Source organism: Bartonella sp. TT110JLCBS (assembly GCF_042193405.1).
Classification (GTDB): Bacteria; Pseudomonadota; Alphaproteobacteria; order Rhizobiales; family Rhizobiaceae; genus Bartonella.
This window is the reverse complement of record NZ_JBHILT010000013.1, coordinates 16,631-40,532: the sequence shown is the minus strand read 5'-3', so window position 1 is coordinate 40,532 and position 23,902 is coordinate 16,631. Positions and strand designations below refer to the sequence as shown.

Below are 23,902 nucleotides of genomic sequence, written 5' to 3'. Positions count from 1 at the left end.
TTTGGCTTATAAATGTAGACAGGAGGAGTCATTGGCAAGAGGTGCTTGTTCTTGAAGGTTTTAAAGTTTGATCTTTAGGAGCCTATCGTTCGTCTAAACTTAATTATTAAGCACGTTTTGCTGCATGGGGAATTTATACAATAAACGTTAAAAGGAAAATTCTATGAACGTGAAAGGTTCTATGAACGTGAAAAGAAAAATATTGAAAAAGGGCAGTTCTTTTATTTCTGCTGTTCTTGCAATGGGGATGTTTGTGCAACAAGTTTCAGCGAAAACACCTGCCGATACGCTTGTGATGGCTTGGAATCTCGATCCAATAAGTACATTTGACCCTGCACAACTCAATGATCGTTATGGAATTGAAGTGGTTAATAATATTTGTGATAATTTAGTCGTTTCTGCTACAGATGATGCTGCTAAAATGGTTCCCTCGTTAGCGAAGAGTTGGGATGTTTTAAGTGATGACCAGAGTACGGTGATTACTTTTCATTTGCGTGATGGTTTAAAGTTTTATGATGGTCGTCCTGCGAATGCCAATGATCTTGTTTGGGGTATGAAGCGGGTTGTCAAATTAAAATTGTCTAATGCGGCAACATTTAATGAATATGGGATTACAGAACAAAACGTTGATGAGGCTTTTCAAGCACCAGATGAGAAAACGGTGGTGATGAAATTTGATAAGCCTTATCCAGCAGAGCTCATTCTTAGCAATATTTCCACTAATCGCACTGCTGCTTTGCTTGATCGTGAGACACTCATGAAAAACGAACAAGATGGCGATATGGGAAACCGATATTTGGCCAGTCATTCTGCTTGTGTTGGTCCTTATCAGCTAGAGAGTTGGCGTCCTGGAGAAGGGATTTTGTTGCGTGCAAGCTCCAATTATTGGGGTGAGGCGCCTAAATTGAAGAAGATTTTAATTCGCCATGTCGCGGAACCTGGAACACAACGTTTATTGTTGCAAAAACACGATATCGATGTTGCACGTAATTTGATGCCAGAGGATTTGGCCGATCTCCAAGCAACAACGGATATTAACGTTGAAAAAGTGTTGGCGCCCTCCATGATCATATGGGGGTTTAATACGACAAACCCTATTTTTGCCAATGAAAAAGTGCGTTTAGCGATGCGCTATCTTATTGACTATGAAGGTCTCGGTAAGACGCTTCTCAAAGATGTTGGTGTTCCACGGGCAAGTTTTATTCCTCTTGGTAATCTTGGAGCTTTGGATGAAAAAGAAGGACAACCCTTTAAACTTGATTTTCAAAAAGCAAAGCAACTTTTAACAGAGGCGGGTTATCCGGATGGTTTTGAGGCCAGTATTTTTGCTGGTGCCTCTCCTTATCCTTTTGCGTTGCCTATTGCTCAGTCCCTCCAAGACAATGCAAAAAAAGTGGGGGTACGTTTTAAAATTGAACGTTTCGTAGGTACGCAGTTATTTTCAAAATTTTATGCGCGTGGTTTTGATACGATTTTTTTCGGATGGAATAATGGCTCTGCAGATCCCCATACAATGGCATCACGTCTTATTTACAATCCTGATAATCGGTTTGAGGCTAAAAATACAGGCTATGCGAGTTGGTGCCATGGGTATTTGGATGAAACGATGAATCAAAAGGTTCAAGAAGCGTTGTTTGAAAAAGATTCTCAAAAACGAGTGCAAATGTACGCTGATTTGCAACGTGAATTTATGCAGAAAGGACCTTATGCTTTTATCTATCAGACATATGTTTCTGTAGCGATGACACCTGATGTCAAAAAATGGGTTTGGAATAGTGCACCACGCATTTTTTATAGTGCAATTGAAAAATAAGAAGGTATCAGGTTTATAAAATATAAAAAACATGATCATGTATATTTAATGTATTGCAAAGCTCTTTAACACTTTGCAGTACGTTGAATTTTATAGGGAATGGATTACTATGTTGTGTAGAGAATTTTATTTCAAAACATTCTATTGGGAAGAGAGGTTATTTATCTCGATAAATTCTACGTGTATAGAAAGTAATAAATTTATTTGTTGCAAAAGACAGGTGTAAAGAATAAAGCAAAATTTAGTGTTTATGAAAAAATGGGGGACTTTAAAATGTTTTAGTGAAAAAACTATTTTATGCAGGTACGTGGGGAAACATCAAGCTACTCTTCTTATACCTCAGGTTACACTCCTTATGGCTTAAAATATGATAATCTATAGGTTCGAAGCTGTTATTTGATACGGAGTTATAATAAGGTTCGAGTTTTCTTCTTAAGAAGGGTGAATATGGCGACTAAAAATTTATTCAGAATCATCAAAATATCAAATTGTTTTGAGGGTTTTGAAGCAATTAGAGTAACGCTTTGATGATACTTTTTAGAAAATAACAAGAAGAAACTTGAAGAAGAAATCTTTTGGATGAAGCAAAGAAAAATTTTGGACTGATATGCTCTGAATTGTAAGTGCAGTGATGTCGCGTGCTATCGTGCGTGATAGCTTTATTTTAATCAGATCGTTTTGCGTTGCATATGTTCATTTGTCCTATACGTGTTCGGGGAGAATGAGCTTTTGAAAAGTGGCTGCTACTCTTGGAGGTTTTGATATTTTACCTCTGGGAGGCGTGTTTTCTAAGCATGATCTTATCATTTTTGCATGTTGTCACATGGGGAAGTTATACAATAACCTTAAATCTTAAAAGGAAAATTCTATGAACGTGAAAAGAAAAATATTGAAAAAAGGCAGTTCTTTTGTTTCTGCTGTTCTTGCAATGGGGATGTTTGTGCAACAAGTTTCAGCGAAAACACCTGCTGATACGCTTGTGATGGCTTGGAATCTTGATACAATAAGTACATTTGATCCCGCACAAATCAATGACCGTTATGGTAATGAAGTTCTTGTTAATGTTTGTGATAATTTAGTCGTTTCTGCTACAGATGATGCTGCTAAAATGGTTCCTTCTTTAGCGAAGAGTTGGGATGTTTCAAGTGATGATCAGAGTACGGTGATTACTTTTCACTTGCGTGATGGTTTAAAGTTCAACGATGGTCGTCCTGCGAATGCTAATGATCTTATTTGGAGCATGAAGCGGGTTGTTCAATTGAAGATGGCTACTGCGGCGACATTTAATGAATATGGTATCACAGAACAAAACGTTGATGAGGCTTTTCAAGCACCGGACGACAAAACGGTGGTGATGAAATTTGATAAACCTTATCCAGCAGAGCTCATTCTTAGCCATTTTGCCACTAGTCGTACTCTTGCTTTGCTTGATCGTGAGACACTCATGAAACACGAAAAAAATGGTGATATGGGAAACCGGTATTTGGCAAGCCATTCTGCTTGCGTTGGTCCTTATCAGCTAGAGAGTTGGCGCCCTGGAGAAGGAATTTTGTTGCGTGCAAGCTCCAATTATTGGGGGGAGGCGCCTAAATTGAAGAAGATTTTAATTCGCCATGTTGCGGAACCTGGAACACAACGTTTATTGTTGCAAAAACACGATATCGATGTTGCTCGTAATCTGATGCCAGAGGATTTGGCAGATCTCCAAGCAACAACGGATATTAAAGTTGAAAGAGTGTTAGAGCCATCCGTGATCATATGGGGGTTCAATGTGACAAACCCTATTTTTGCCAATGAAAAAGTGCGTTTAGCGATGCGCTATCTTATTGACTATGAAGGACTCGGTAAGACGCTTCTCAAAGATGTTGGTATTCCACGTGCAAGTTTTATTCCTCTTGGTAATCTTGGAGCTTTGGATGAAAAAGAAGGACAACCCTTTAAACTTGATCTCCAAAAAGCAAAGCAACTTTTAACAGAGGCAGGTTATCCGGATGGTTTTGAGGCCAGTATTTTTGCCGGTGCCTCTCCTTATCCTTTTGCGTTGCCTATTGCTCAGTCTCTCCAAGACAATGCAAAAAAGGTGGGAGTGCGTTTTAAAATTGAACGCTTCGTAGGCACGCAGTTATTTTCAAAACTATCTGCACGTACTTTTGATACAATTTTTTTCGGATGGAATAATGATTCTGCGGATCCTCATACAATGGCTTCACGCCTTATTTATAATCCAGATAATCGGCTTGAGGCTAAAAATACAGGCTATGCGAGTTGGTGCCATGGGTATTTTGATGAAACGATGAATCAAAAGGTTCAAGATGCGTTGTTTCAAAAAGATCCCAAAAAACGGGCGCAAATGTATGCTGATTTGCAACGTGAATTTATGCAGAAAGGACCTTATGCTTTTATTTATCAGACGTATCACACGATAGCGATGACACCTGATGTCAAAAAATGGGTTTGGAATAGTGCTCCACGTATTTTTTATAGTGCAATTGAAAAATAAGTGGATTTTAATGCTGTAAAATACAACAAGAATGAAATCATGATAACTTCAGCGTTTTGTATGGGGGTTAAGAACTTTGCAAAACGTTGAAGCTTATCGGTAGCGCATTGATATGTTGTGTATAGAATGTAATTTCAAGATACGCTATTTAAAGAGCTCTTTTATCTTATTACGCCATAAAATACTGTTGTTTAGAGCGGTGATATAAGGCATGAAAAGCTTTACATATTAAGTGTTTTTAGATATCGTGATCAGTATTCAGGGTAGGGCTTGGCTGTCGCGCCTATGAAGTAAACCGCATGGAGTGGTCAGCAGGTGTAATCCCACCGAGAGAAGCTAGTCCGGTGGACTGATAGTAATCTCCATCCTTTGAGATGTTGGGAGGAAATCAATTTCGTTAAAATTAAAAATGTGTTTGTGTGAATGTTAAGACTGAATATTTCAATTTCCGTGAATTGAAAAATGGCAAATTTGTTTGATGAAAAAATAAGTGCAACGAATGTTGCGGAATTTACTGTTTCCGAAATAGCAGGGGCTTTAAAGCGTGTTGTTGAGGAAAAGTTTGGTTATGTACGGGTGCGTGGGGAGATATCAGGTTACCGTGGTGCTCATGCTTCAGGACATGCTTATTTTGCTTTAAAAGATGATAAGGCGCGGTTGGAAGCTGTTATTTGGCGTGGAGTGATGGAAAAGCTCAAATTTCCTCCTGAAGAAGGGATGGAAGTGGTTGCTGTTGGTAGACTTACGACGTATCCAGGATCATCAAAATATCAAATTGTCATTGAGGCTCTTGAACCAACTGGGGTTGGTGCTTTGATGACACTTCTTGAAAATCGTAAGAAAAAGTTTTTAGAAGAAGGTTTATTTGATGAAGCTAAGAAAAAAGCTTTGCCTTATATGCCTCGAATTATAGGCGTTGTAACATCACCAACAGGTGCTGTTATTCGTGATATTATTCATCGTATATCCGATCGTTTTCCGTTGCATATTTTGGTTTGGCCTGTACGTGTTCAGGGGGAAACAAGTGGGAAAGAAGTGGCTGCTGCTGTTGAAGGGTTTAATGCGTTGCCTTTAGGAGGCGTTGTTCCTAAGCCTGATCTTCTTATTGTTGCACGGGGAGGGGGAAGTTTAGAAGATTTGTGGGGATTTAATGACGAAGCTGTTGTTCGTGCTGTTTATGAATCTTCTCTTCCTGTTATTTCTGCTGTTGGGCATGAAACGGACTGGACCTTGATTGATTATGTGGCTGATTGGCGCGCTCCAACTCCCACTGCTGCAGCAGAACGGGCTGTTCCTGTTAAGCTTGATCTCGAGGTGCTGGTGGCATCGCTTGGTGCACGTTTGCGCACGGGACTTGCGCGTTATTTTGATTTTTATCGACAAAAACTGCGTGCTGCTCTACGAGCTCTTCCGACTGCCGATCAACTTTTTGCTCTACCACGGCGTGGTTGTGATGAAATTTCAAGTCGATTACAGCGTGCTCTTTGTGTGAGCTACGATAAAAAACGTTTTTCTTTTCATGCACTTGGTGTGCGTCTTTCACCGCGTTTGCTTAATACTGAAAAAGCACAACGCAATACAAAGGAATATACGGCACGTCTTCAGCGTGCTTTTGTGCGTAGTGTGGAAAAACAACGTGCTGGGTTAGAGGTAGTATCTAGGCTTTTAAGGAGCACTTCATATCAGAATATTTTGGAGCGCGGTTTTGTTTTGGCTTTGGGGAAAGAGAATAAGCCCATTAAACGCTTGGCTCAGTTTCCTGAAACGGGGCACATAAATTTACGTTTTTTTGATGGTGATATCCGTGTTGCAACACAAGAGCCTGTTTCCGCTAAACGTTCAAAACATAAGCAAATAAAATCGCCTAGTGATGATCAAGGAATGCTCTTTTAATACGGGGGGTAATGCAATGCTTGCGGAAGGTCTTCTTAAGGGAGTGGATGGAAAAGTTCGTTGCGCATGGGCTGGAACGGATCCACTTTATTGTGCTTATCATGATAATGAATGGGGAAAGCCTGTTTTTGAGGATATCCATTTGTTTGAAAAAATTTGTCTTGAAGGTTTCCAAGCGGGGCTTTCTTGGTTGACAATTTTAAAAAAACGCTCTTCTTTTCGCATTGCATTTGATCACTTTGATTTTGAAAAGATTGCTCATTATGATGAGCTAAAGGTGCTAATGTTAATGCAGAATAAAGACATTGTTCGCCATCAAGGAAAAATTCAATCGGTGCTTAATAATGCATTGAGAGCACAGGAAATTATAACAGAGTGGGGGAGTCTGTCCCACTATTTTTGGTCTTTTCAACCACCACAATCAGAGCGTTATGAAAAGATAGACTTTCAAACACTGTCGGCTCATCCCATAACTCCTGCTTCTCTTCGTCTTTCTCAAGACTTGAAGAAACGTGGCTGGACATTCGCTGGCCCCACAATTTGTTATGCTTTTATGCAGTCTGTAGGGATTGTTAATGATCATCTTGAAGGATGTTTTTGTCGATAAATTGGCAAATTTTCTTTTGTAAGAGTAATGATCAATAGGATAATAATTGAATTATTTAATAAATGTATAAATTATACAATTCCACTGTATAAGATAATTGAAATATACAAACTATAGAATATCAATGATTTTTTATTGTTGTTGGCACTAAAAACGATAAAGGTATAATTTTGAGGATGAAAAAACAGACGCAAAAAGGAGTGATATCTTAACTGTTATGTATCTGAAGTTAGATCATGGTGATGTCTTGTATGTTTTAAAGAAACATTTAGTACACCAAAGCCCATTTCGCGACGCAGCCCGTGAATGGTATGACAGATAAGTCCATAATGCACTCCATCTTTAGGTTTATGAAGGAGCAAATCGGCACCATCACACATTTACTAGCTCTCAATGTTGGGAAACAGTCTTTGGCATTTGTAATGGTTCAGAAGAGTTTTTTTATTTCCGTTAATAACATGACTGTTATAATTAATTGAATATTTTATTCATGTTTGTTGACGAATGCAAAGTGGTTGTTAGATGGGGTGCTGTTGTTGCATTGTTTTTCTTTGCTTATATGACTGTTGGTTTATTTATATGTAGGTTGATTGCCCAATGCTTACCTAGGCAATATAAAATGAAATGCAGCGATGAAAAATTAAAGTTAAATGACTCAAGCTGCTTGTGTTGGGTTTTATTATCTGATAGCTTTCCTCTATTAGTAGAGTGATCTTGCCGCGTGTGCGCTCCAATTTTTTGGAAGATGATTAAGCTCATGCAGGCTTGTATCCACTACATTGCTTCGTTGAATCTCTGTATGTTTCCGCTGGAAACGAGAGTTCTGTTGCTGTATGTTGTTTTCTGCTCTATTTTTATAGTGGTAAAGCAATGATGCACACTAAAGTTTAGAAGGGTTTATATTCGTTATGTCTTTAGGGGGGAAACGTCTAATGAATTTTATTTTTATCAATGAGAGAATGCATTTTAGTGTGTATTCTTTTATTGTAAGCTTTATTTTTCAAAAGATTAAGCAGATTTTTGTAGGGGGTAGCGTTTTAGAAAAGATATTTTCTTATGTCTTTCTGCTGTTTCAGTGCCGTTTTGGTCATGTAGTAAAGATGCGCCGCATCTTGAAACTGAGTGTTTGAGGGGGATGACTATTTTTAAAGTTTGCATATTTTATTTTAAATGTCGCCTAAAGGAATAGAATAATGAATTCATAAATTTTTGCGTAATGATTTTTTTAAAGCTCACTATTTTTTTGGGCGACAAGGCTTATTGATGATTAATAGGGAACTGATATAGTGCATATATCATATGCAAAGAGGTTATGAAAAGAATGTAATACTGGTTAGTAAAACATATATTGCATGTTCGCTGTGGTTTATTGAGACGTAAGTCAATGAATTTATCAAGTAGATGACTCTGTGTAGGTGATTAAAAATATAGGCGATTAGAACGTATTTATTCAATGCTATAATTATAAATTTGCTATATTATTTCAGCGTCATTAATTGATAAAAATAAATAAAGGGAAAAGTTTATGAACTTGAAGAAAACAATATTGAAAAGTAGCAGCTCTCTTGTTTCTGCTCTTATGGCATTGGCGATGGTTGCACAACAAGTTTCAGCAAAAACACCGGCTAATACCCTTGTGATGGCTTGGAATCTTGATGCAATCAGTACGTTTGATCCCGCACAACTTAATGATGTTTATGGAAGTGAAATTATTTACAATATTTGTGATAACTTGGTGAGTACTGCGACAGATGATCCTGCTAAAATGGTTCCCGCTTTAGCAACACATTGGGATGTTTCAGGTGATGATCACAGTACGGTGATTACTTTTCATTTGCGTGATGGTTTGAAGTTTAATGATGGCAGATCAGCCAATGCCAATGATCTTGTTTGGGGTATGAAGCGGGTTGTCAAATTGAAGATGGGTAATGCGGCAATTTTTAATGAATATGGAATTACAGAACAAAATGTTGATGATGCTTTGCAAGCTCCCGATGAGAAAACAGTTGTGATGAAATTTGATAAGCCTTATCCAGCAGAACTTATTCTTAATAATATTGTTGCGAGTCGTGCAACAGCTTTGCTTGATCGTAAGACGATTATGAAACACGAAAAAGATGGCGATTTTGGAAATCAGTATTTGAAGAGTCATGCTGCTTGTGTTGGTCCTTATCAGTTAAAAAGTTGGCGCCCTGGAGAAGCTCTTTTGTTGCGTGCAAGCTCTCACTATTGGGGACAAGCGCCTAAACTGAAGCAGATTTTAATTCGCCATGTTGCAGAGCCCGGAACACAACGTTTGTTGTTGCAAAAACATGATATTGATGTTGCTCGTAATTTGACACCTGAAGATCTTGCAGATTTGCAAAAAACAACAGATGTTAAAGTTGAAAGAGTGTTAGTGCCAACTATGATGTACTGGGGATTCAATACGACGAATCCTATTTTTGCTAAAGAAAAAGTGCGCTTGGCGATGCGTTATCTCATAGATTATGAAGGTCTTGGCAAGAAGCTTCTCAAAGGGATTGGTATCCCACGGGCCAGTTTTATTCCTCTTGGCAACTTTGGGGCTTTAGATGAAAAAGAAGGGCAACCCTTTAAACTTGATATTGCAAAAGCCAAGCAGCTTTTAGCAGAAGCTGGTTATCCGAATGGATTTGAGGCAAATTTTCTCGTGTCAAACACTCCTTATACTTTGTTACTTGCTCAGTCACTTCAAGATAGTGCTGCACAGGCGGGCGTGCGTCTTAAAATTGAACGTGTAGCAGGTACACAGTTGTTTTCAAAAGTTAATGCACGGGCTTTTGATACGGCTTTTATCGGATGGAATAACGATTCTGCGGATCCTCATACCATGGCTTCACGTCTTGTTTATAATCCAGATAATCGTTTTGAGGCTAGAAATACAGCCTATCCTAGTTGGCAGCATGGGTATTTTGATGCCAAGATGAATCAAAAAGTTGAAGAGGCGTTATTTCAAAAAGATCCGCAAAAACGGGCACAACTCTATGCTGATTTACAACGTGAACTTATGCAAAAAGGACCTTATGCGTTTATCTTTCAACAGTATAGCGTTGTCGCGATGACTCCTGATGTCAAAAAATGGGTTTGGAATAGTGCACCGCGTATTTTTTATAGTGCAATTGAAAAATAAGCGTGTCTTTTTAATGTTATCAAAGCTAAAAAGAGCTTAATCATAATTGCATGATGAAAATATTCTCCCATATAAAAGCTCTTCAGTTTTTTAAGGATGAAACTGTGAGGGATCTTTGTGCAGTATATGATTAAGGTCGTTTATAGGGGGGATGAATATGGGAAGTTTATATTGGGGAGGTTTTTTTGTTTATCGTTACAGATTCTCTGCATTCCGAATATAGATTGATATATAAGAGAATTACTTTATAGATGCTTGGTTCGATTAAATGAAGTTGATGTTTGATGCCATGCTATTTAAAAGAGCAAAATCATAATCACTTTGTGTGAAAAGGTACAGGAATACAATAGAAAGAGATAAAATGGGAAAACAAAGAATATTAAAAAAATTTTCTATTTTATTAAGCGCAATCGTTTTTTTTAATGGGGCTGTAACATCGGCATTCAGTACCTCATCTAAAGATATATTGGTAATGGCATGGAATATTGATTCAATTAGTAGTTTTGATCCAGCGCAAACTGTTGAGGTTGTGACGAGTGAGTTATTGACGAATATTTGCAGCGCGTTAGTGCAATATGATGAGTATGACCCTACAAAAATTCGCCCTGCTATGGCAAAATCTTGGGATGTTTTAGATAATGGCAAAAGAATAGTTTTTCATCTTCGTGATGATTTAAAGTTTAATGACGGAAGGACGGCTACAGCGCAAGATCTGGTATGGTCGATGCGGCGGATTATTAAATTAGGATTAAGCTATGCTCAATCTTTAATGGATTATGGATTTACCAAAAACAATGTTGAAACAAATATTCAGGCTCTTGATGATAAGACTCTACAATTAAAATTAGATAAACCCTATCCTATTCAGCTCATATTGACTGTTATTGGACAATCTTATGCTTCTGCTTTGCTTGATCGGGAAACAATTGAAGCACAGAGTATTAACGGTGATATGGGGAATAAATATTTAGCAACACATACAGCTTGTGTTGGACCTTATAAATTGGTGAGCTGGTCTCCAGGAGATAAAGTTGTGTTAGAGGCGACACAGCATTATTGGGGCGATGTACCTAAAATTAAGCAGATTGTTGTGCAGCATGTAGCGGATTCATCAAGTCAAAGACTTCTTTTGGAAAAAGGTGATGTGGATATCGTGCGTGATCTTTCTTCAGAGGATATTTTAGATCTTGAAAAAAAGGGAGGCCCAGTCAAAATTAGTCGTGTTTTGCGTCCGCAGATTATTTACCTATCGTTAAATAATAAGAATGCAATTTTTGCGAATGAAAAGGTCAGATTGGCACTTCGTTATTTGGTTGATTATGAAGGTCTTGGAAAAACTGTTCTGAAAGGGATTGCTATTCCTCGGGCAACTTATATGTCCTTGGGTGTTCCAGGTGCTTTAGATGAAAAAGAAGGCTTGCCTTTTCAGTTGGATTTGAAAAAAGCAAAACAACTGATTACTGAAGCTGGTTATCCTAATGGGTTTAAAGCTAATCTTTTAGTTGGAAGCCTTAGTTATATGTCGTCTGTTGCACAGTCTATTCAAGCCAATGCACGCAAAATTGGTGTTGAGCTTACAATTGAAAAAATGGCACAAAATCAATTGTTGAGCCGTGTACGTGGTGGAAACTATGATACTGCACTTATGGGGTGGGGGAGTGCCGATCCTGATGGACATCCAGCTTCATTAAATCACGTGTTTAACCCTGATCCAACATTTACAAAAAAGCACAATATGTATTTAGCTTGGCGCGCTGGGTATTATGATAAAAATATTAATAACATGGTGATGGATGCTTTGTTTGAGCAAGATCCCAATAAGCGCATTGTGCAATATCGTACTTTACAGCATTATGTGCTAGAGCATGGTCCTATGGTTTATTTATTTCAGACATATTATACCATTGGTATGGGACCTGATGTCAAAAAATGGATTTGGAACAGTTATAGACTTTATTACAATGAAGCAGAAAAATAAAAAGAAGCATGTTATAGAGAAGGATTGTAGAACATGCTTAATAAGAGGTTGTTTCGTTATATGAAAAAAGGTATTTGCTTTATGTTGTGTCGCTACAGAGGGGATTTTTATAATGGTTTTGCCACTTTCAGAGACTGAAAGAGCTGTATCAGAAAAGCAGAAAAAATTATTTTTATGGGATTTTTTATGCAAAGGATTGAAACTTCTTATTTCAGTTTTTATCACATTGCTTGGGTTGGTGACGATTACTTTTTTTCTTGGTCATCTTCTTCCTCTAGATCCGGTTCTATCTATTCTTGGTGATAATATCAGTCAGGAAGCTTATGATGCAATGTATTATAAGCTGGGTCTTGATAAGCCGTTGATTGTCCAATATTGGAAGTATCTTCATAATGTATTTTTGTTTGACTTTGGAGATGCTTTAACTTCTGGGCGACCTGTTCTAGCCGATATTATGCGTGTATTTCCTGCAACATTAGAGCTTGCAACCGTTGCTATTGTTATTGGCACAACTCTTGGAATACCATTTGGTGTTTTTGCAGCAATGTATCGCGATTCATTTATTGATTATGTTGTCCGTGTTTTTACACTTGTAAGTTATTCTACTCCAACGTTTTGGCTCGGATTAATGGCGTTGTTAATATTTTACGCCAAGCTTGGCTGGGTTGGTGGCCCAGGACGACTTGATTTTCTTTATGAATATTCTTTTGAACCAAAAACAGGTTTTTTCCTTTGGGATACTGCAAGCCAAGGACAATGGGAGGCTTTTGGTAATGTTTTTAGTCACGTTATTATGCCTGCTTTGATCTTGGCTTTCGGTGCTATGGCTTATATTAGCCGTATGACTCGTGGGTTTATGATTGAGCAGCTTAATCAGGAATATATCATTACTGCACGTGTAAAGGGATTATCGTGGGCGCGAACCGTTTGGGGGCATGCCTTTCGAAATGCTGCTGTTCAAATTATTACTGTTGTTGCGCTTTCTTATGCTTTTTTATTAGAAGGGGCTGTTTTAACGGAGACAGTTTTTGCTTGGCCTGGTTTTGGACATTATTTGACAAATGCTCTTTTAGCCGGAGATATGAATGCAGTTGTAGGATGTACTTTACTTGTAGGATTTATCTTTGTCGCCATTAATTTATTTTCTGATTTGCTTTATCGCATTTTTGATCCAAGGACACGTTGAATATGACAGTAAGTAATCATCATAAATCGCAATCATCATCTTCTTTGGGTAGTTGGTTAAACGATCCTGTTCCAAACTCCATAATTCAAGCGAACATACAAAGAATTTATCACGCACTGGCTAAGTTTTTTCATAACTTTTCGGCTGTATTCGGTCTGCTTATTATTTGTATTATTATTATATGTGCATTTTTTGCTCCTTGGATTGCTACGCATGATTTTCTTAGCAATGATCTAGGTCATCGGTTACAGCCACCCTCTATGGCGCATTATTTTGGAACAGATGAATTGGGACGTGACATTTTTAGTCGCCTTGTTTTTGGTTCCCGTATTACTCTTTATGTTGTTTTTCTTACAACAGTTATTGTAGGTCCAATAGGGCTTATTGTTGGAACTGTATCTGGTTATATGGGGGGATGGGTTGATACTGTGCTCATGCGTATTGTCGATATTTTTCTTGCTTTTCCAGGTTTGATTTTAGCTCTTGCCTTTTCAGCCGCATTGGGACCAGGGATTGAAAATGCTTCTATTGCAATTTCAATTGCAGCATGGCCGCCAATTGCACGTTTAGCACGTGCTGAGACTTTGACAATACGTTCTTCTGATTATGTTTCTGTAGTTCGCTTGCAAGGAGCTTCTGCTTGGCGAATTATTTTGTTTCATGTTGCACCCATGTGTATTCCTTCAGTGATTGTACGATTAACTTTAGATATGTCTGGAATTATTTTAACGGCTGCTGGTCTTGGTTTTTTAGGGTTGGGAGCTCAACTGCCAAGTCCTGAATGGGGTGCGATGCTTTCTTCAGGGCGGGAATTTATGATGACAAATTGGTGGTTGGCGGCAATACCAGGCTGTGCAATATTATTTGCAAGTCTTGCTTTCAACCTTTTAGGTGATGGTCTTCGTGATGTATTGGATCCACGCAATGGGTAATAAATTATTAGAAGTAGAAGATTTACGTATTTCTTTTCCTACAACGCGCGGCATTTCAGAAGTTGTGCGTGGCGTTAGTTTTTCTGTTGGAAAAGAAAAAATTGGAATTGTTGGTGAATCCGGATCTGGAAAATCGATGACTGGGCGCGCAATACTAAGGTTAAGTCCAAAAGCAGCCATTGTTAAAGCTAAAAAAATGCGCTTTGAGGATGTTGATTTATTGGCCGCAAGTGAACCTCAGATGCGAAAAATCCGTGGGAAACGTATTTCAATGATTTTACAGGACCCCAAATATTCACTTAATCCATTAATACGGATCGGAGAACAGATTATGGAGGCTTACCGTATTCATTATCGTGTTTCAAAAGCTGAAGCGCGGGAGCGCACCATATCTATGTTAGAATCTGTTCATATTCGTGATCCTGAACATGTGATGCGTCTCTTTCCTCATGAAATATCTGGGGGGATGGGGCAGCGTGTGATGATTGCAATGATGCTCATTCCAAAACCTGATTTAATTATTGCCGATGAACCAACATCTGCGCTTGATATTACGGTCAGACGGCAAGTTTTATCCGTATTAGATGAACTTGTGACAAAATCTGGAACGGGACTTATTTTCATTAGTCATGATTTGAATATGATTGCTGATTTTTGTGATCGTATTTTGGTGATGTATGCGGGGCGTGTGTTAGAAGAGTTGCCTGCTTCTGATTTGTCTCACGCTTGTCATCCTTATACGAAGGCGTTGCTCGCGAGTTTGCCACGGCTTGATAATCCAGTTGATATTTTGGCTGTTCCTGAACGTGATCCTGATTGGTTGTATAATCCTACGATTGTTAATGGTGTTGAGGAGGTTCCTCATGACAAATTGTGAGAATATTATTGATGTTTCTAATTTATCTGTAACTTTTGGTCATAGGCATAAGGCAGTAACAGTTGTTAAAAATGTTAATTTTCATATTAAGCGTGGTGAAGCTTATGGTTTGATTGGTGAATCCGGATGTGGAAAGTCAACTATTTTGAATACATTGGTGGGGCTTATTCCAGATTATAGTGGAAAGTTCCTTTTTGCTGGACAAGAAGTTGAAAAGAAAAAAAGTAAGGATTTTTTACGCTGTATCCAAATGGTTTTTCAAGATCCTTATGCTTCGCTGCATCCAAGAAAAATGGTCCATACGGTTCTTTCTGAATCGCTCAAAATCCATGGGATGGATAATCAAAGAGAGCGGGTAGAGGATGCTTTAGATTCCGTTGGTTTAGATTCTTCATTTCTTTATCGTTATCCTCATGAGTTGTCTGGAGGGCAGCGTCAGCGTATTGCTCTTGCACGTGCTTTAATTATTGAGCCAGAGGTGTTATTGCTTGATGAGCCAACATCTGCATTGGATGTGTCGGTACAGGCTGAAATTTTAAACTTGTTGAAATCACTGCGCGTGAGAAAAAAGCTTACTTATTTAATGGTATCCCATGATCTTGCTGTTGTTGCACATATTTGTGAACGTGTTGGAATTATGCATAAAGGGATTATTCTTGAAGAGCTTAGCAATGATGAATTGCGTAATCTACATGCGCAACACGATTATACAAAGGAGTTCTTTGAAGCAAGTATAGAGCCTATTGTCCATAGAGATCAAAGAGCATGATCAATTTTACAGAAGAGAAAATGCAATTTTATTTGTTTTGAAGTTTCTAGAGATGTTTGGCGGTATTGTTAAGAGGGAAGGGCATAATAGGATTTTTCCAGTATGAATTTGCTGGGCAGTGTTTGAGCTATAATATTTTAAATCCTATTAGAACTCCCATTTTGAAATATACGAGTGACTTATAACATACATCCCTTTGTTTAATATTGTTACATTATTTTTAATTATCATTTTATGTTCAAAAGTTTTATTTTGGGATTTTAAGCATTAAATTTGTGAGAAATAACAAAAGATAGTAATGCTGTATTTTCTAGAAAAGCTTCTCATTATTTTACAATTGTAGTTTGACACTAGGTTTTATACTAAGTGGGAAAAGGTGGGATTAGGTAGGAATACGTGGTAATTTGTTGTTTTTGTGTATAAAATTTAGCATTAAATGCGCGTTTTGTCAAAATAGATTTTGACACCTAAAATTGTAAAAAAGAGCTAAAAAGAGCGAAAATTAGAAAAAAGTGCGTTTTCATGGTAAAAATGAGAGAAGGCTTTGAAAGGTCTGTGAAAACCCTGTGAAAAATTTTGAAAAGTCTGTGAAAGCCCAGAAAACCGCCTTTGAAGACCCTGTGAAAAAAATCAATCCAAAAGTTCAATTGACTCCAAAATCAGCCAAAAATAACCAAAAAAGCAAAAAAGATTTTCACCTATTGATGATTATCTATTTTTAGAGGCAATATATACTTATTAATCAAATAGTTATATTATTTTTTTAATGTAAAAAGATTTTCATATCGATTTTTCATATTAAAGAGGCATTAAGCTGTATCTTATTTAGTTTCTGGATGTGCATTTTCAGCTTCTATTTGACGCTTTAAATGCAATTTTAGAAGAGGTAAAATAAGCTCGATTTCTTCCGTGTCGTTGATGTCTTGAACAAGCTCTTGCAACTTTATACAAAGTTCCGCCGCGCGTTCCGCTATATCTTCAGGAGGGATCTTTATATTTGCATCGCGATAGGTTGTATAAGCTATGCGACCAAGCTTTTTCATGAGACCAGCAGGGATGGTAGGTGCTTTAAAACCAGCTGCTTTCGCTTTTGCCATGTTACTAAACATTTCACCTTCACCAGTGACAAGCCAGTCTAAGGATATTCCACAGCGATCTTTATATATTCGCATTATAGATGCAGGGGGTTCTTGTAAACCCGTTTCATAATTGCGCATAGTCGTTTCGGGAATTTCAAAATGTCTAGCAAATTGCTTACGCTCTGTGAAACCAAGGGTGTGTCGTATTTCACGCAATCGTTTTGCTAGTTCTGTTTTAGGTTCTAGTTCGGGGCGTGCCAAAAATGCTCCTTATTCATATTTAGGTTAGCTTAAATTACAGGATTTTAAAAAGAGCTTCCCCCATTCATCTTAGAGAGGCATTAAGCCGTATTTTGTGTAGTTTCTAGATGTACTCTTTCAGCTTCTATTTGACGCTTTAAATGAATTTTAAGAAGAGAGAAAGTCGCTTCGACTTCTTCCGTGTCGTTGATGTCTTGAACAAGCTCTTGCAACTTTATACAAAGCTCTGCCGCTAATTCCGCTATATCTTCAGGGGGGAGTTTTATTTTAGCATCGCGATAGGTTGTATAAGCTATGCGACCAAGCTTTTTCATGAGACCAGCAGGGATAGTTTGTGGTTTAAAACCCGCTGCTTTCGCTTTTGCCATGTCACTAAACATTTCACCTTCACCCGTAACGAGCCAATGAGGATTAATGTTATAGACTCTATGATAGGCGTTAATTGCTGAGGATGTTGGTTCGTGTGCTCCGATTTCATAATTGGCAAGAGTAGTGCGTTGTAAATTAAGGCGTTGCGCAAAAGCACCGCGTTCTTCATTTCCGAGTACTCGTCTTATTTCACGTAATCGTTTTGCGAGTTCTGTTTTAGGTTCTTTTTCAGGGCGTGCCAAAAAAAATCACTCCAAACGCCAAAAAACTGTTTACAAAGACAGATATTTGGCGTATACCTCATATTACCGCCCGATATTGAGGGCAGATATTTTACAATTAACCCCACAAAAAACGGATGGTTTGAGCATCCGTTTGAAGCAGGAGCGAAGTTTATGACAACCACCCAAACATGCATTCAAGTATGGGATCGCCATAGTATTTTAGCTGAGCTACGCCGCCGTAATATGACCTTGGCGGAGCTCGCGAAAGCTTATCAACTATCGTCATCCAGTGTTCAACATATCTGGACACGGTCTAACGAGAAAGCCGAACGTGCTATTGCCGATTTTATCGGTTTGCCCGTCGAGCAAGTATTTAGCGACCGCTACCCCAAAAGTCGCCGTCGCATTTTTAAAGCAGCAAAACATGCCAATACAGATTCGCGTGCGCATTCTGCTTTGCGTGGGAATGCTGCTTGAATTTCGTTACACGGCTTTGCGCTTTTGCGCATTTGCCATGAATTTAAATACCATAAGATAAAAAGGTTTATCAATGTCTAAAGATCAGTACGAAATAGGCAAGATAAATTGCAGAGAGTTGCATCATAGAACAGCCGTTTGGAAGGGTTGGTTCTGGCGATTAGATGGTGGTCATATTGTTTTTATAGGGGGTGGTTATGGTTGCTGCTTGTAATTTATGGACCCCAGAAGCCAGAAGCGATATCGTTAATCCTTATTCGGAGGTTGAACGTTTGGAAGCTATGCTTGCCTGTTCTTTTAAGGCGGTGAGTAGTGGATTTAAACATTTGCCAATCCGGTATATTATTGACCCTCCGCACTGCTTATTTGATGCGGCGTTAGCACGACAGATTGTTATTCATATTTTGCATTATCAGTTTGAGGTGCCGCGGCGGCGTCTTGTTGCCATGCAAGAGCGTGAACGCACTGCTGTTGCTCGTTCTTTGCGTACCATTAACCGGCGTTTGGAAGAACCCGTTTTTGCGAAAGCTTATCGAAGATGGGCGGGGCGTGCGATGGATTTATTCTTTAAAGAGATCAGAAAGGCGGCGGCGTGATGGCACAGTTTCAAAAGCTTGCTCTTGATGTGATTGTGGTGCCGGAGCGTATACGCCCTGTGGATGATGAGCATGCCAAGGCACTTGCGCAATCAATGGCGCGGGAGGGATTGATGAATCCGATTACGGTGCGCCATACCCCCAATGCTAAAGAGGGTAATTACACGCTTATAGCTGGTGCGCATCGGCTTCGTGCTGCTGAGCTTTTGGGCTATAGTGACATTGATGCTGTTGTGGTGCAGGCGGATAAAGAGAATGCTGCGCTTTTAGAAGTAGCTGAAAACCTTTTTCGCAATGAATTGTCTGTTATTGACCGTGCGCTTTTTGTCCAGACTTACCGCGAATTGTGGGAAAAGAAGTATGGGGAGATTCAACGTGGCGGTGACCATGGTAATCAATATACAAAGGACAAAGTGGCAAAGGTGCAAGTTGCACCTTTGCCAAATGATGGTGACTTAAATGGCAAAGTGCAAGGTTTGCACTTTGCCAAACATGTGGCGGACCGCATTGGTTTCTCTCAAGATGTCGTGAAACGTCTTAACAACATTGCTCAGCATTTACAGCCGGAGTTGCGGGCGGTTTTGCGAGGGACGGCATTGGCGGATAATCAAGCGCAATTGTTGAAGCTTGCCAAGATGGAGCCGGTTGCGCAACGGCGGGTGGCGATTGCTTTGCAACAGGTTGAGGGGGATTTACGGCGGGCTGTTGATTTGGTCAATGGGATTAATACGCCACCGCAAATTAATGAACAGGAACGGATTTTTGCTCAGTTATTGGGTGTTTGGCAGAGGGCGGATGCGCAGACAAAGGCGCGGTTTTGTGATTATCTTGCAAGAGAACGGGGGGAGGAGCAGGCATGAAGAGGCATGGTTGCGGGCAGCTTGATTTTTTCCAAAAGCCGGTTTTTCCTTGTCGTGAACCCGTTGCGCAGATTGATTTAGGGCGGTTTCGCTCGCGCATTAAGCGAGCGATGGCGCGGGCTTTGCGTGAATGCCGGCATGAGCGCAGTGTGATTGCGGAGCGTATGGCGCATTATTTAGGGATTGGGTGTTTAAGTAAGGCGAGTTTGGATGCGTATGTTGCGGAAAGTAAGCAGGTGGATATTTCCCTGCCACGGTTTAAGGCATTTGTGCGGGCGACAGAGGCATTTTGGCTCTGGGATGAGGTGGTGAGTGAAGATGGATTGTTGCTGTTGCAAGGGGATGAGGCGCGGTTAGCAGAAATTGCGCGGCTTCAGCAGGAACAGCGGGAGATTGCAGCGCAATTGAAAGCCATGCGCGCAACGCCGGTTCGCATTAAAAGGGGGCAGCCATGAAGGAATGGTTTACTATTGCCGAATTGGCTGAGGCAGCTTTGCCAGGGTTGCCGAAAACATATAAAAGTCTTGAAAACCACGGACGGGCATATTGGAGAAAAAACTCTGAACTTTCGAGGAAAGTGGGAGGCAAAACCAAGCCGGTTTGGGAGTATCACATTTCCTTATTGCCGGAGGGGGCGCGGGCGGCATTGTTGGTGCGGTTTGGTGGGGCTGTTGATGTGAAACAAACGCAAGGGGAGCAAAAGGCAAGTATTTGGGTGCGTTATGAGGGGCTTTCAAAGGCGCATAAAAGGCGCTGTGAAGAGCGTTTGAAGGCACTTTGCTTTTGGGAAGATTTACTCCATGCCGGTATGGGTGTGCATGATGCGGCAAGTTTGAGTGCTGTGCAATTTGGTGTGAGCCGGATGTCGCTTTTTAATTGGCGGCAGATGGTGGAGGGGTATGAGCGCCCTGATTGGTTGGCAGCTTTAGCGCCTTGTTATGGTGAGGAGAATGTTTCGCAATTTGCGCCGTGTCATGAGGGGGCGTGGGAGGTTTTTTGTTCGGATTATTTGCGCCCCTCTAAACCTGCTTTTTCGGCATGTTATCGGCGGATGGTTTCGGTTGCGCAGGAGCGGGGTTTTGAGCCCATTCCTTCTGAGCGGGCTTTGCGGCGTCGTTTTAAGGCGCAAATTTCCAAAGCGGTTGTGGTTTTAGCGCGTGAGGGAGAAGAAAAGGCAAAAAAGCTTTATCCAGCCCAACGGCGTGATCGCTCGAGCCTGCATGCACTGCAAGCTGTGAATATGGACGGGCATAAGCTGGATGTTTTTGTGAGCGTTCCTTGGACAGAAAAGCCTGTGCGGCTTTATCTGATAGCGATACAAGATCTTTATTCGGGCAAGATTTTATCGTGGCGCTTATCGGATGCTGAGACTTGGGAAATCGTTCGTTTGGTGATTGGGGACATGGTGGAAGCTTATGGCATACCGGAGCGTATGACCTTGGATAATGGGCGTGCCTTTACCAGCAAGTGGATTTCTGGAGGTGTGCAAAACCGCTTTCGTTTTAAGATTAAGCCGGATGATCCGCAAGGGCTTTTGACGAGTTTGGGTGTGCAATTGCAATGGACCACCCCTTATAGCGGACAGTCTAAACCGATTGAGCGGGCATGGCGTGATCTGGCAGAAGCGATTTCGAAACATCCCTTTTGTGCGGGGGCTTATACGGGCAATAAACCGGATGCCAAGCCTGAAGATTATGGAAAACGCGCGATAGGATTTGAAGCGTTTAAAGCCCATGTTGGTGCGCAAATTGTGGCGCATAATGCGCAAGCAGGGCGTAAGGCGGTCAATTGTGCGGGGCGCAGTTTTGATGAGACCTTTACTGAGAGCTTGCAAGCCGAGGGGACGATTATTCGGCAAGCAACGGCAGCACAACGGGCTTTATGGCTTTTAACCTCTGAGGCATTGCGTGCGCAAAAGGGTACGGGCGAGATCCATTTTTATGGCAATCGTTATTGGGCGCGGGCGTTGAATGAGCATGCGGGGAAAAAAGTGATTGTACGCTTTGATCCGGATAATTTGCATCAAGATTTACGGGTTTATGATTTGAACAATCGGTTGCTTTGTTTGGCACCATGCCTTTGTGATGTAGGTTTTTATGACCAGCAGGCGGCGCGCTTGAATGGGCGTTTGCGTAAAGAATATGTGAAGGCTGTTAAAGCAGAAAAACAGCTAGCGGCAAAGCTTGCGCCTGATCACTTGGCCGATGTTTATGGTCGCCTTGAGAAAAAGGATGAAGCGTTCAAATCGAAGCTTCCGATAAAGCCAAAGGTGAGCCGCTTGATGCCAAACAATGTGGGGAATTTAGCTTTGAAAGCAGACGATGATGAGGCTTTGGGGGAGGAAGAATTCAGTCAACACTTGCATAAAGCTTTGAGAAAGTTTTCCGCCTCTGATGAGGGGCGTGAGGTGATCAAGTTTCCCAAGCAATAGAATAAGGAAATAGGAAAAGAGAGGGGGGGGGGTATAAGAATTCTCAAAAGGAAGCTGGTTTTGTATCGCGTATCAGCTTGAAGCGTTAACAAAGAAAGGGGGGAGGAATCTTAATCCTTTAAAAGTCTAATCAATACATGAAGTTTCTAGGTATCTTTGCCTGATTGGGTGAGATGCGTGGAGTTAGCAAGTTCCCCGATGTGTGAGAAAGAGAGGGGATTTGCAAGGTTAGCCGTTTTAGTATCGCGTACGGCTTTTAAATGTTCATTCTAAAGACAAAAGATAAGGGGCGGGTGGGAGCCCTTCCCCTTATCAATAGTCTAAAATCAATACGAGAGGGGAATATACATGAAAAACGCGATAAATGCAACGGTCGATAAAAATCCTTGGGCGCGACCTAAAATCCAGCCCAATGGAACAGCACAAAACCGCAACAGTGATGACATTGCTTTATGGAATGAGCTTGTGGATGCAGTGAGAGCTTTGGGGCAAATGAATGATTGGTCGAAAGCAGAGGTGGCGCGGCGCATAGGCATGCCGGATGGGACGTTTTCGCAATGGTATGCGGGCAGTTATGCGGGACAGTTGGGGAAGCAAAATGCAAAGGTTCACCAATGGGTTGAGACTTTAAAGGAAACAGCGGGGTTTTTGGAGCGCATTCCTGAAAAACCAGCCTTTCAGAGGAATCGAATTGCCAGTGAGATTATTGATACTTTAACACTGGCACAAAGTACGGGGGATATGGTGATGATTACGCTTGATGCGGGCAGTGGTAAGACCGAAACTTGCCGCCATTATCGCTCTACCCGCCCGCATGTTTATCTGGTAACAGCCAGCCCGCATACGCGCAGTGTTCACGGTATTTTGAATGATATGGCAGCAGAATTGGAAGTGGTGGAATATAATCCCACCCGCTTAACGCGTGCGATTGGCAAAAAGTTAGAGCGTGTTGGTGGCGGAACATTGTTGATTGTTGATGAGGCGCAAAATTTAACGGATGAAGCGATTAATCAGTTGCGCCACTTTGTTGATATCAACGGTACGGGGTTGGCTTTGGTTGGCAATGATGAGATCTCGGGGCGGTTGGTTCATCGTCAAAATGGTCCCTCTTATGCGCAAATTAAAAGCCGATTGGCGATGCATTTGAAACGGCGAAAGCCCTATAGTGAGGATATTGCAGCGCGCATTCATGATTGGGGGATTGAAGATGTTGGTGCGATAAAGTTTTTGACAGGGATAGGCTTAAAGGCTGGAGCTTTGCGGCAAATTGACAAAACCATGATGTTGGCACGCATGGCAGCGCTTGGAGATGGGTGTGAGGTGACTTTGAAACATGTCAAAGCGGCATGGAAAAACCGTGACGTGGAGGAATTGGCATGATCTCTTTATGCGACAAAGAATTATCCGATACGCTTGTTGGTCTTTATGACGATTATCAATGCGGTTTTGATATTGGAGAAAAGCTTCAATTGTGTGTTGATTTGGCGTTATTGCTTGAATTGGAGTTGAGTGTTCATCGTTTGGGGGAGGCGGATGCGGTTTTGGAAGCTGAAGTTGCAGAAGTTTTGGCTGAGTGTGACAGCTCTGATCGAGATGAGAGCAATCGTGTGATTTATATGGATTTTGGAGGAAGCAAATGATGGAACGTAACCCCTATATGGTGAGAGAGTGCTTGATTGCTTTGCGCTCTGCCTTTTTACAGTATGAGGTGAATGGCATTTTTATGCATGGACAAGATGTTCGAGAATTGAATGAGTATTTGCGTCGTTTGGCAGGCTATAACCACGTTTTAGGTCATGAGCTTATGCGGTGTCGTTGGCAATTGAAAGCGGGATGTGCGCCTTCTTCAGGGGATGTTGTGCCATTTCGTCGGTTTCAAAAAACATAAGGAGGAAGTTG

General features: G+C 40.6%; 22 protein-coding genes. 19 read left to right on the top strand and 3 right to left on the bottom strand.

What is annotated here, in order from left to right:
• The first annotated feature begins 181 nt into the window (after nucleotides 1–181).
• The 4 genes from ACFILW_RS06535 to ACFILW_RS06520 all read left to right on the top strand — a co-directional run bounded on the left by ACFILW_RS06535 (nucleotide 182) and on the right by ACFILW_RS06520 (nucleotide 6,813).
• The gene (locus ACFILW_RS06535; RefSeq protein ID WP_375646403.1) at nucleotides 182–1,813 is read left to right on the top strand and encodes an ABC transporter substrate-binding protein; all 1,632 of its coding nucleotides are present in this window, start codon (nucleotides 182–184) and stop codon (nucleotides 1,811–1,813) included.
• A gap of 868 nt (nucleotides 1,814–2,681) precedes the next feature.
• Nucleotides 2,682–4,313, top strand: coding sequence for an ABC transporter substrate-binding protein (locus ACFILW_RS06530; RefSeq protein ID WP_375623844.1), 1,632 nt, complete (start codon nucleotides 2,682–2,684; stop codon nucleotides 4,311–4,313).
• 462 nt (nucleotides 4,314–4,775) lie between these two features.
• On the top strand, nucleotides 4,776–6,206 hold the full coding sequence (xseA, locus tag ACFILW_RS06525) for an exodeoxyribonuclease VII large subunit (RefSeq protein ID WP_375623846.1): 1,431 nt from the start codon (nucleotides 4,776–4,778) through the stop codon (nucleotides 6,204–6,206).
• Nucleotides 6,184–6,813, top strand: coding sequence for a DNA-3-methyladenine glycosylase I (locus ACFILW_RS06520; RefSeq protein ID WP_375623848.1), 630 nt, complete (start codon nucleotides 6,184–6,186; stop codon nucleotides 6,811–6,813). The genes xseA and ACFILW_RS06520 overlap by 23 nt, the downstream gene beginning before the upstream one ends.
• 215 nt (nucleotides 6,814–7,028) lie before the next feature.
• Here ACFILW_RS06520 and ACFILW_RS06515 read toward each other — a convergent pair whose 3' ends face one another.
• Nucleotides 7,029–7,193 (bottom strand): DUF4102 domain-containing protein, encoded by a 165-nt coding sequence (locus ACFILW_RS06515; protein WP_375623850.1) that lies wholly within the window; start codon nucleotides 7,191–7,193, stop codon nucleotides 7,029–7,031.
• Nucleotides 7,194–8,338: 1,145 nt separating this feature from the next.
• Between ACFILW_RS06515 and ACFILW_RS06510 the strand changes: the two genes are divergently transcribed.
• From ACFILW_RS06510 to ACFILW_RS06485, 6 genes are all read left to right on the top strand, one after another.
• Entirely contained in the window at nucleotides 8,339–9,964 is a 1,626-nt protein-coding gene (locus tag ACFILW_RS06510) for an ABC transporter substrate-binding protein (RefSeq protein ID WP_375685385.1), read from the top strand.
• Nucleotides 9,965–10,325: 361 nt separating this feature from the next.
• Nucleotides 10,326–11,942 carry an ABC transporter substrate-binding protein gene (locus ACFILW_RS06505; protein WP_375685384.1) on the top strand — a complete coding sequence of 539 codons (1,617 nt, stop codon included), beginning with the start codon at nucleotides 10,326–10,328 and terminating at the stop codon, nucleotides 11,940–11,942.
• A 112-nt stretch (nucleotides 11,943–12,054) separates the two neighbouring features.
• Nucleotides 12,055–13,128 (top strand): ABC transporter permease, encoded by a 1,074-nt coding sequence (locus ACFILW_RS06500; protein WP_375623856.1) that lies wholly within the window; start codon nucleotides 12,055–12,057, stop codon nucleotides 13,126–13,128.
• 2 nt (nucleotides 13,129–13,130) lie between these two features.
• Nucleotides 13,131–14,060: an ABC transporter permease gene (locus ACFILW_RS06495; RefSeq protein ID WP_273790732.1), complete on the top strand. Its 930-nt coding sequence runs from the start codon at nucleotides 13,131–13,133 to the stop codon at nucleotides 14,058–14,060.
• Nucleotides 14,053–14,937, top strand: coding sequence for an ABC transporter ATP-binding protein (locus ACFILW_RS06490; RefSeq protein ID WP_273790733.1), 885 nt, complete (start codon nucleotides 14,053–14,055; stop codon nucleotides 14,935–14,937). Before ACFILW_RS06495 ends, ACFILW_RS06490 begins: the two co-directional genes overlap by 8 nt.
• Nucleotides 14,924–15,706, top strand: coding sequence for an ABC transporter ATP-binding protein (locus ACFILW_RS06485; protein WP_375623859.1), 783 nt, complete (start codon nucleotides 14,924–14,926; stop codon nucleotides 15,704–15,706). The genes ACFILW_RS06490 and ACFILW_RS06485 overlap by 14 nt, the downstream gene beginning before the upstream one ends.
• An 821-nt stretch (nucleotides 15,707–16,527) precedes the next feature.
• On the opposite strand, the gene ACFILW_RS06480 is transcribed toward ACFILW_RS06485, so the two are convergent.
• Together ACFILW_RS06480 and ACFILW_RS06475 are read right to left on the bottom strand one after the other, a co-directional pair.
• Nucleotides 16,528–17,046, bottom strand: coding sequence for a helix-turn-helix domain-containing protein (locus ACFILW_RS06480; protein ID WP_375685383.1), 519 nt, complete (start codon nucleotides 17,044–17,046; stop codon nucleotides 16,528–16,530).
• Nucleotides 17,047–17,126: 80 nt separating this feature from the next.
• A complete protein-coding gene (locus ACFILW_RS06475) occupies nucleotides 17,127–17,657 on the bottom strand; it encodes a helix-turn-helix domain-containing protein (RefSeq protein WP_375685382.1) in 531 nt (176 codons plus the stop codon).
• Between the two features lie 153 nt (nucleotides 17,658–17,810).
• On the opposite strand from ACFILW_RS06475, the gene ACFILW_RS06470 reads away from it, so the two are divergent.
• From ACFILW_RS06470 to ACFILW_RS06430, 9 genes are all read left to right on the top strand, one after another.
• Nucleotides 17,811–18,116 carry a helix-turn-helix transcriptional regulator gene (locus ACFILW_RS06470; RefSeq protein ID WP_005864619.1) on the top strand — a complete coding sequence of 102 codons (306 nt, stop codon included), beginning with the start codon at nucleotides 17,811–17,813 and terminating at the stop codon, nucleotides 18,114–18,116.
• Between the two features lie 73 nt (nucleotides 18,117–18,189).
• The gene (locus tag ACFILW_RS06465) at nucleotides 18,190–18,330 is read left to right on the top strand and encodes a hypothetical protein (protein ID WP_375685381.1); all 141 of its coding nucleotides are present in this window, start codon (nucleotides 18,190–18,192) and stop codon (nucleotides 18,328–18,330) included.
• Complete coding sequence (locus ACFILW_RS06460; RefSeq protein ID WP_375617384.1) at nucleotides 18,314–18,712, top strand: hypothetical protein; 399 nt, start codon at nucleotides 18,314–18,316, stop codon at nucleotides 18,710–18,712. Before ACFILW_RS06465 ends, ACFILW_RS06460 begins: the two co-directional genes overlap by 17 nt.
• Entirely contained in the window at nucleotides 18,712–19,572 is an 861-nt protein-coding gene (locus tag ACFILW_RS06455) for a ParB/RepB/Spo0J family partition protein (protein ID WP_375685380.1), read from the top strand. Before ACFILW_RS06460 ends, ACFILW_RS06455 begins: the two co-directional genes overlap by 1 nt.
• A complete protein-coding gene (locus tag ACFILW_RS06450) occupies nucleotides 19,569–20,027 on the top strand; it encodes a hypothetical protein (RefSeq protein WP_012232200.1) in 459 nt (152 codons plus the stop codon). The genes ACFILW_RS06455 and ACFILW_RS06450 overlap by 4 nt, the downstream gene beginning before the upstream one ends.
• Entirely contained in the window at nucleotides 20,024–22,003 is a 1,980-nt protein-coding gene (locus ACFILW_RS06445) for a transposase domain-containing protein (RefSeq protein WP_375685379.1), read from the top strand. Before ACFILW_RS06450 ends, ACFILW_RS06445 begins: the two co-directional genes overlap by 4 nt.
• Nucleotides 22,004–22,351: 348 nt before the next feature.
• Nucleotides 22,352–23,383, top strand: coding sequence for an AAA family ATPase (locus ACFILW_RS06440; protein ID WP_375624046.1), 1,032 nt, complete (start codon nucleotides 22,352–22,354; stop codon nucleotides 23,381–23,383).
• Nucleotides 23,380–23,643, top strand: a complete 264-nt coding sequence (locus ACFILW_RS06435) for a hypothetical protein (protein ID WP_375685378.1) — start codon at nucleotides 23,380–23,382, stop codon at nucleotides 23,641–23,643. Before ACFILW_RS06440 ends, ACFILW_RS06435 begins: the two co-directional genes overlap by 4 nt.
• The gene (locus tag ACFILW_RS06430; protein WP_375627417.1) at nucleotides 23,640–23,891 is read left to right on the top strand and encodes a hypothetical protein; all 252 of its coding nucleotides are present in this window, start codon (nucleotides 23,640–23,642) and stop codon (nucleotides 23,889–23,891) included. Before ACFILW_RS06435 ends, ACFILW_RS06430 begins: the two co-directional genes overlap by 4 nt.
• Nucleotides 23,892–23,902 lie beyond the last annotated feature (11 nt).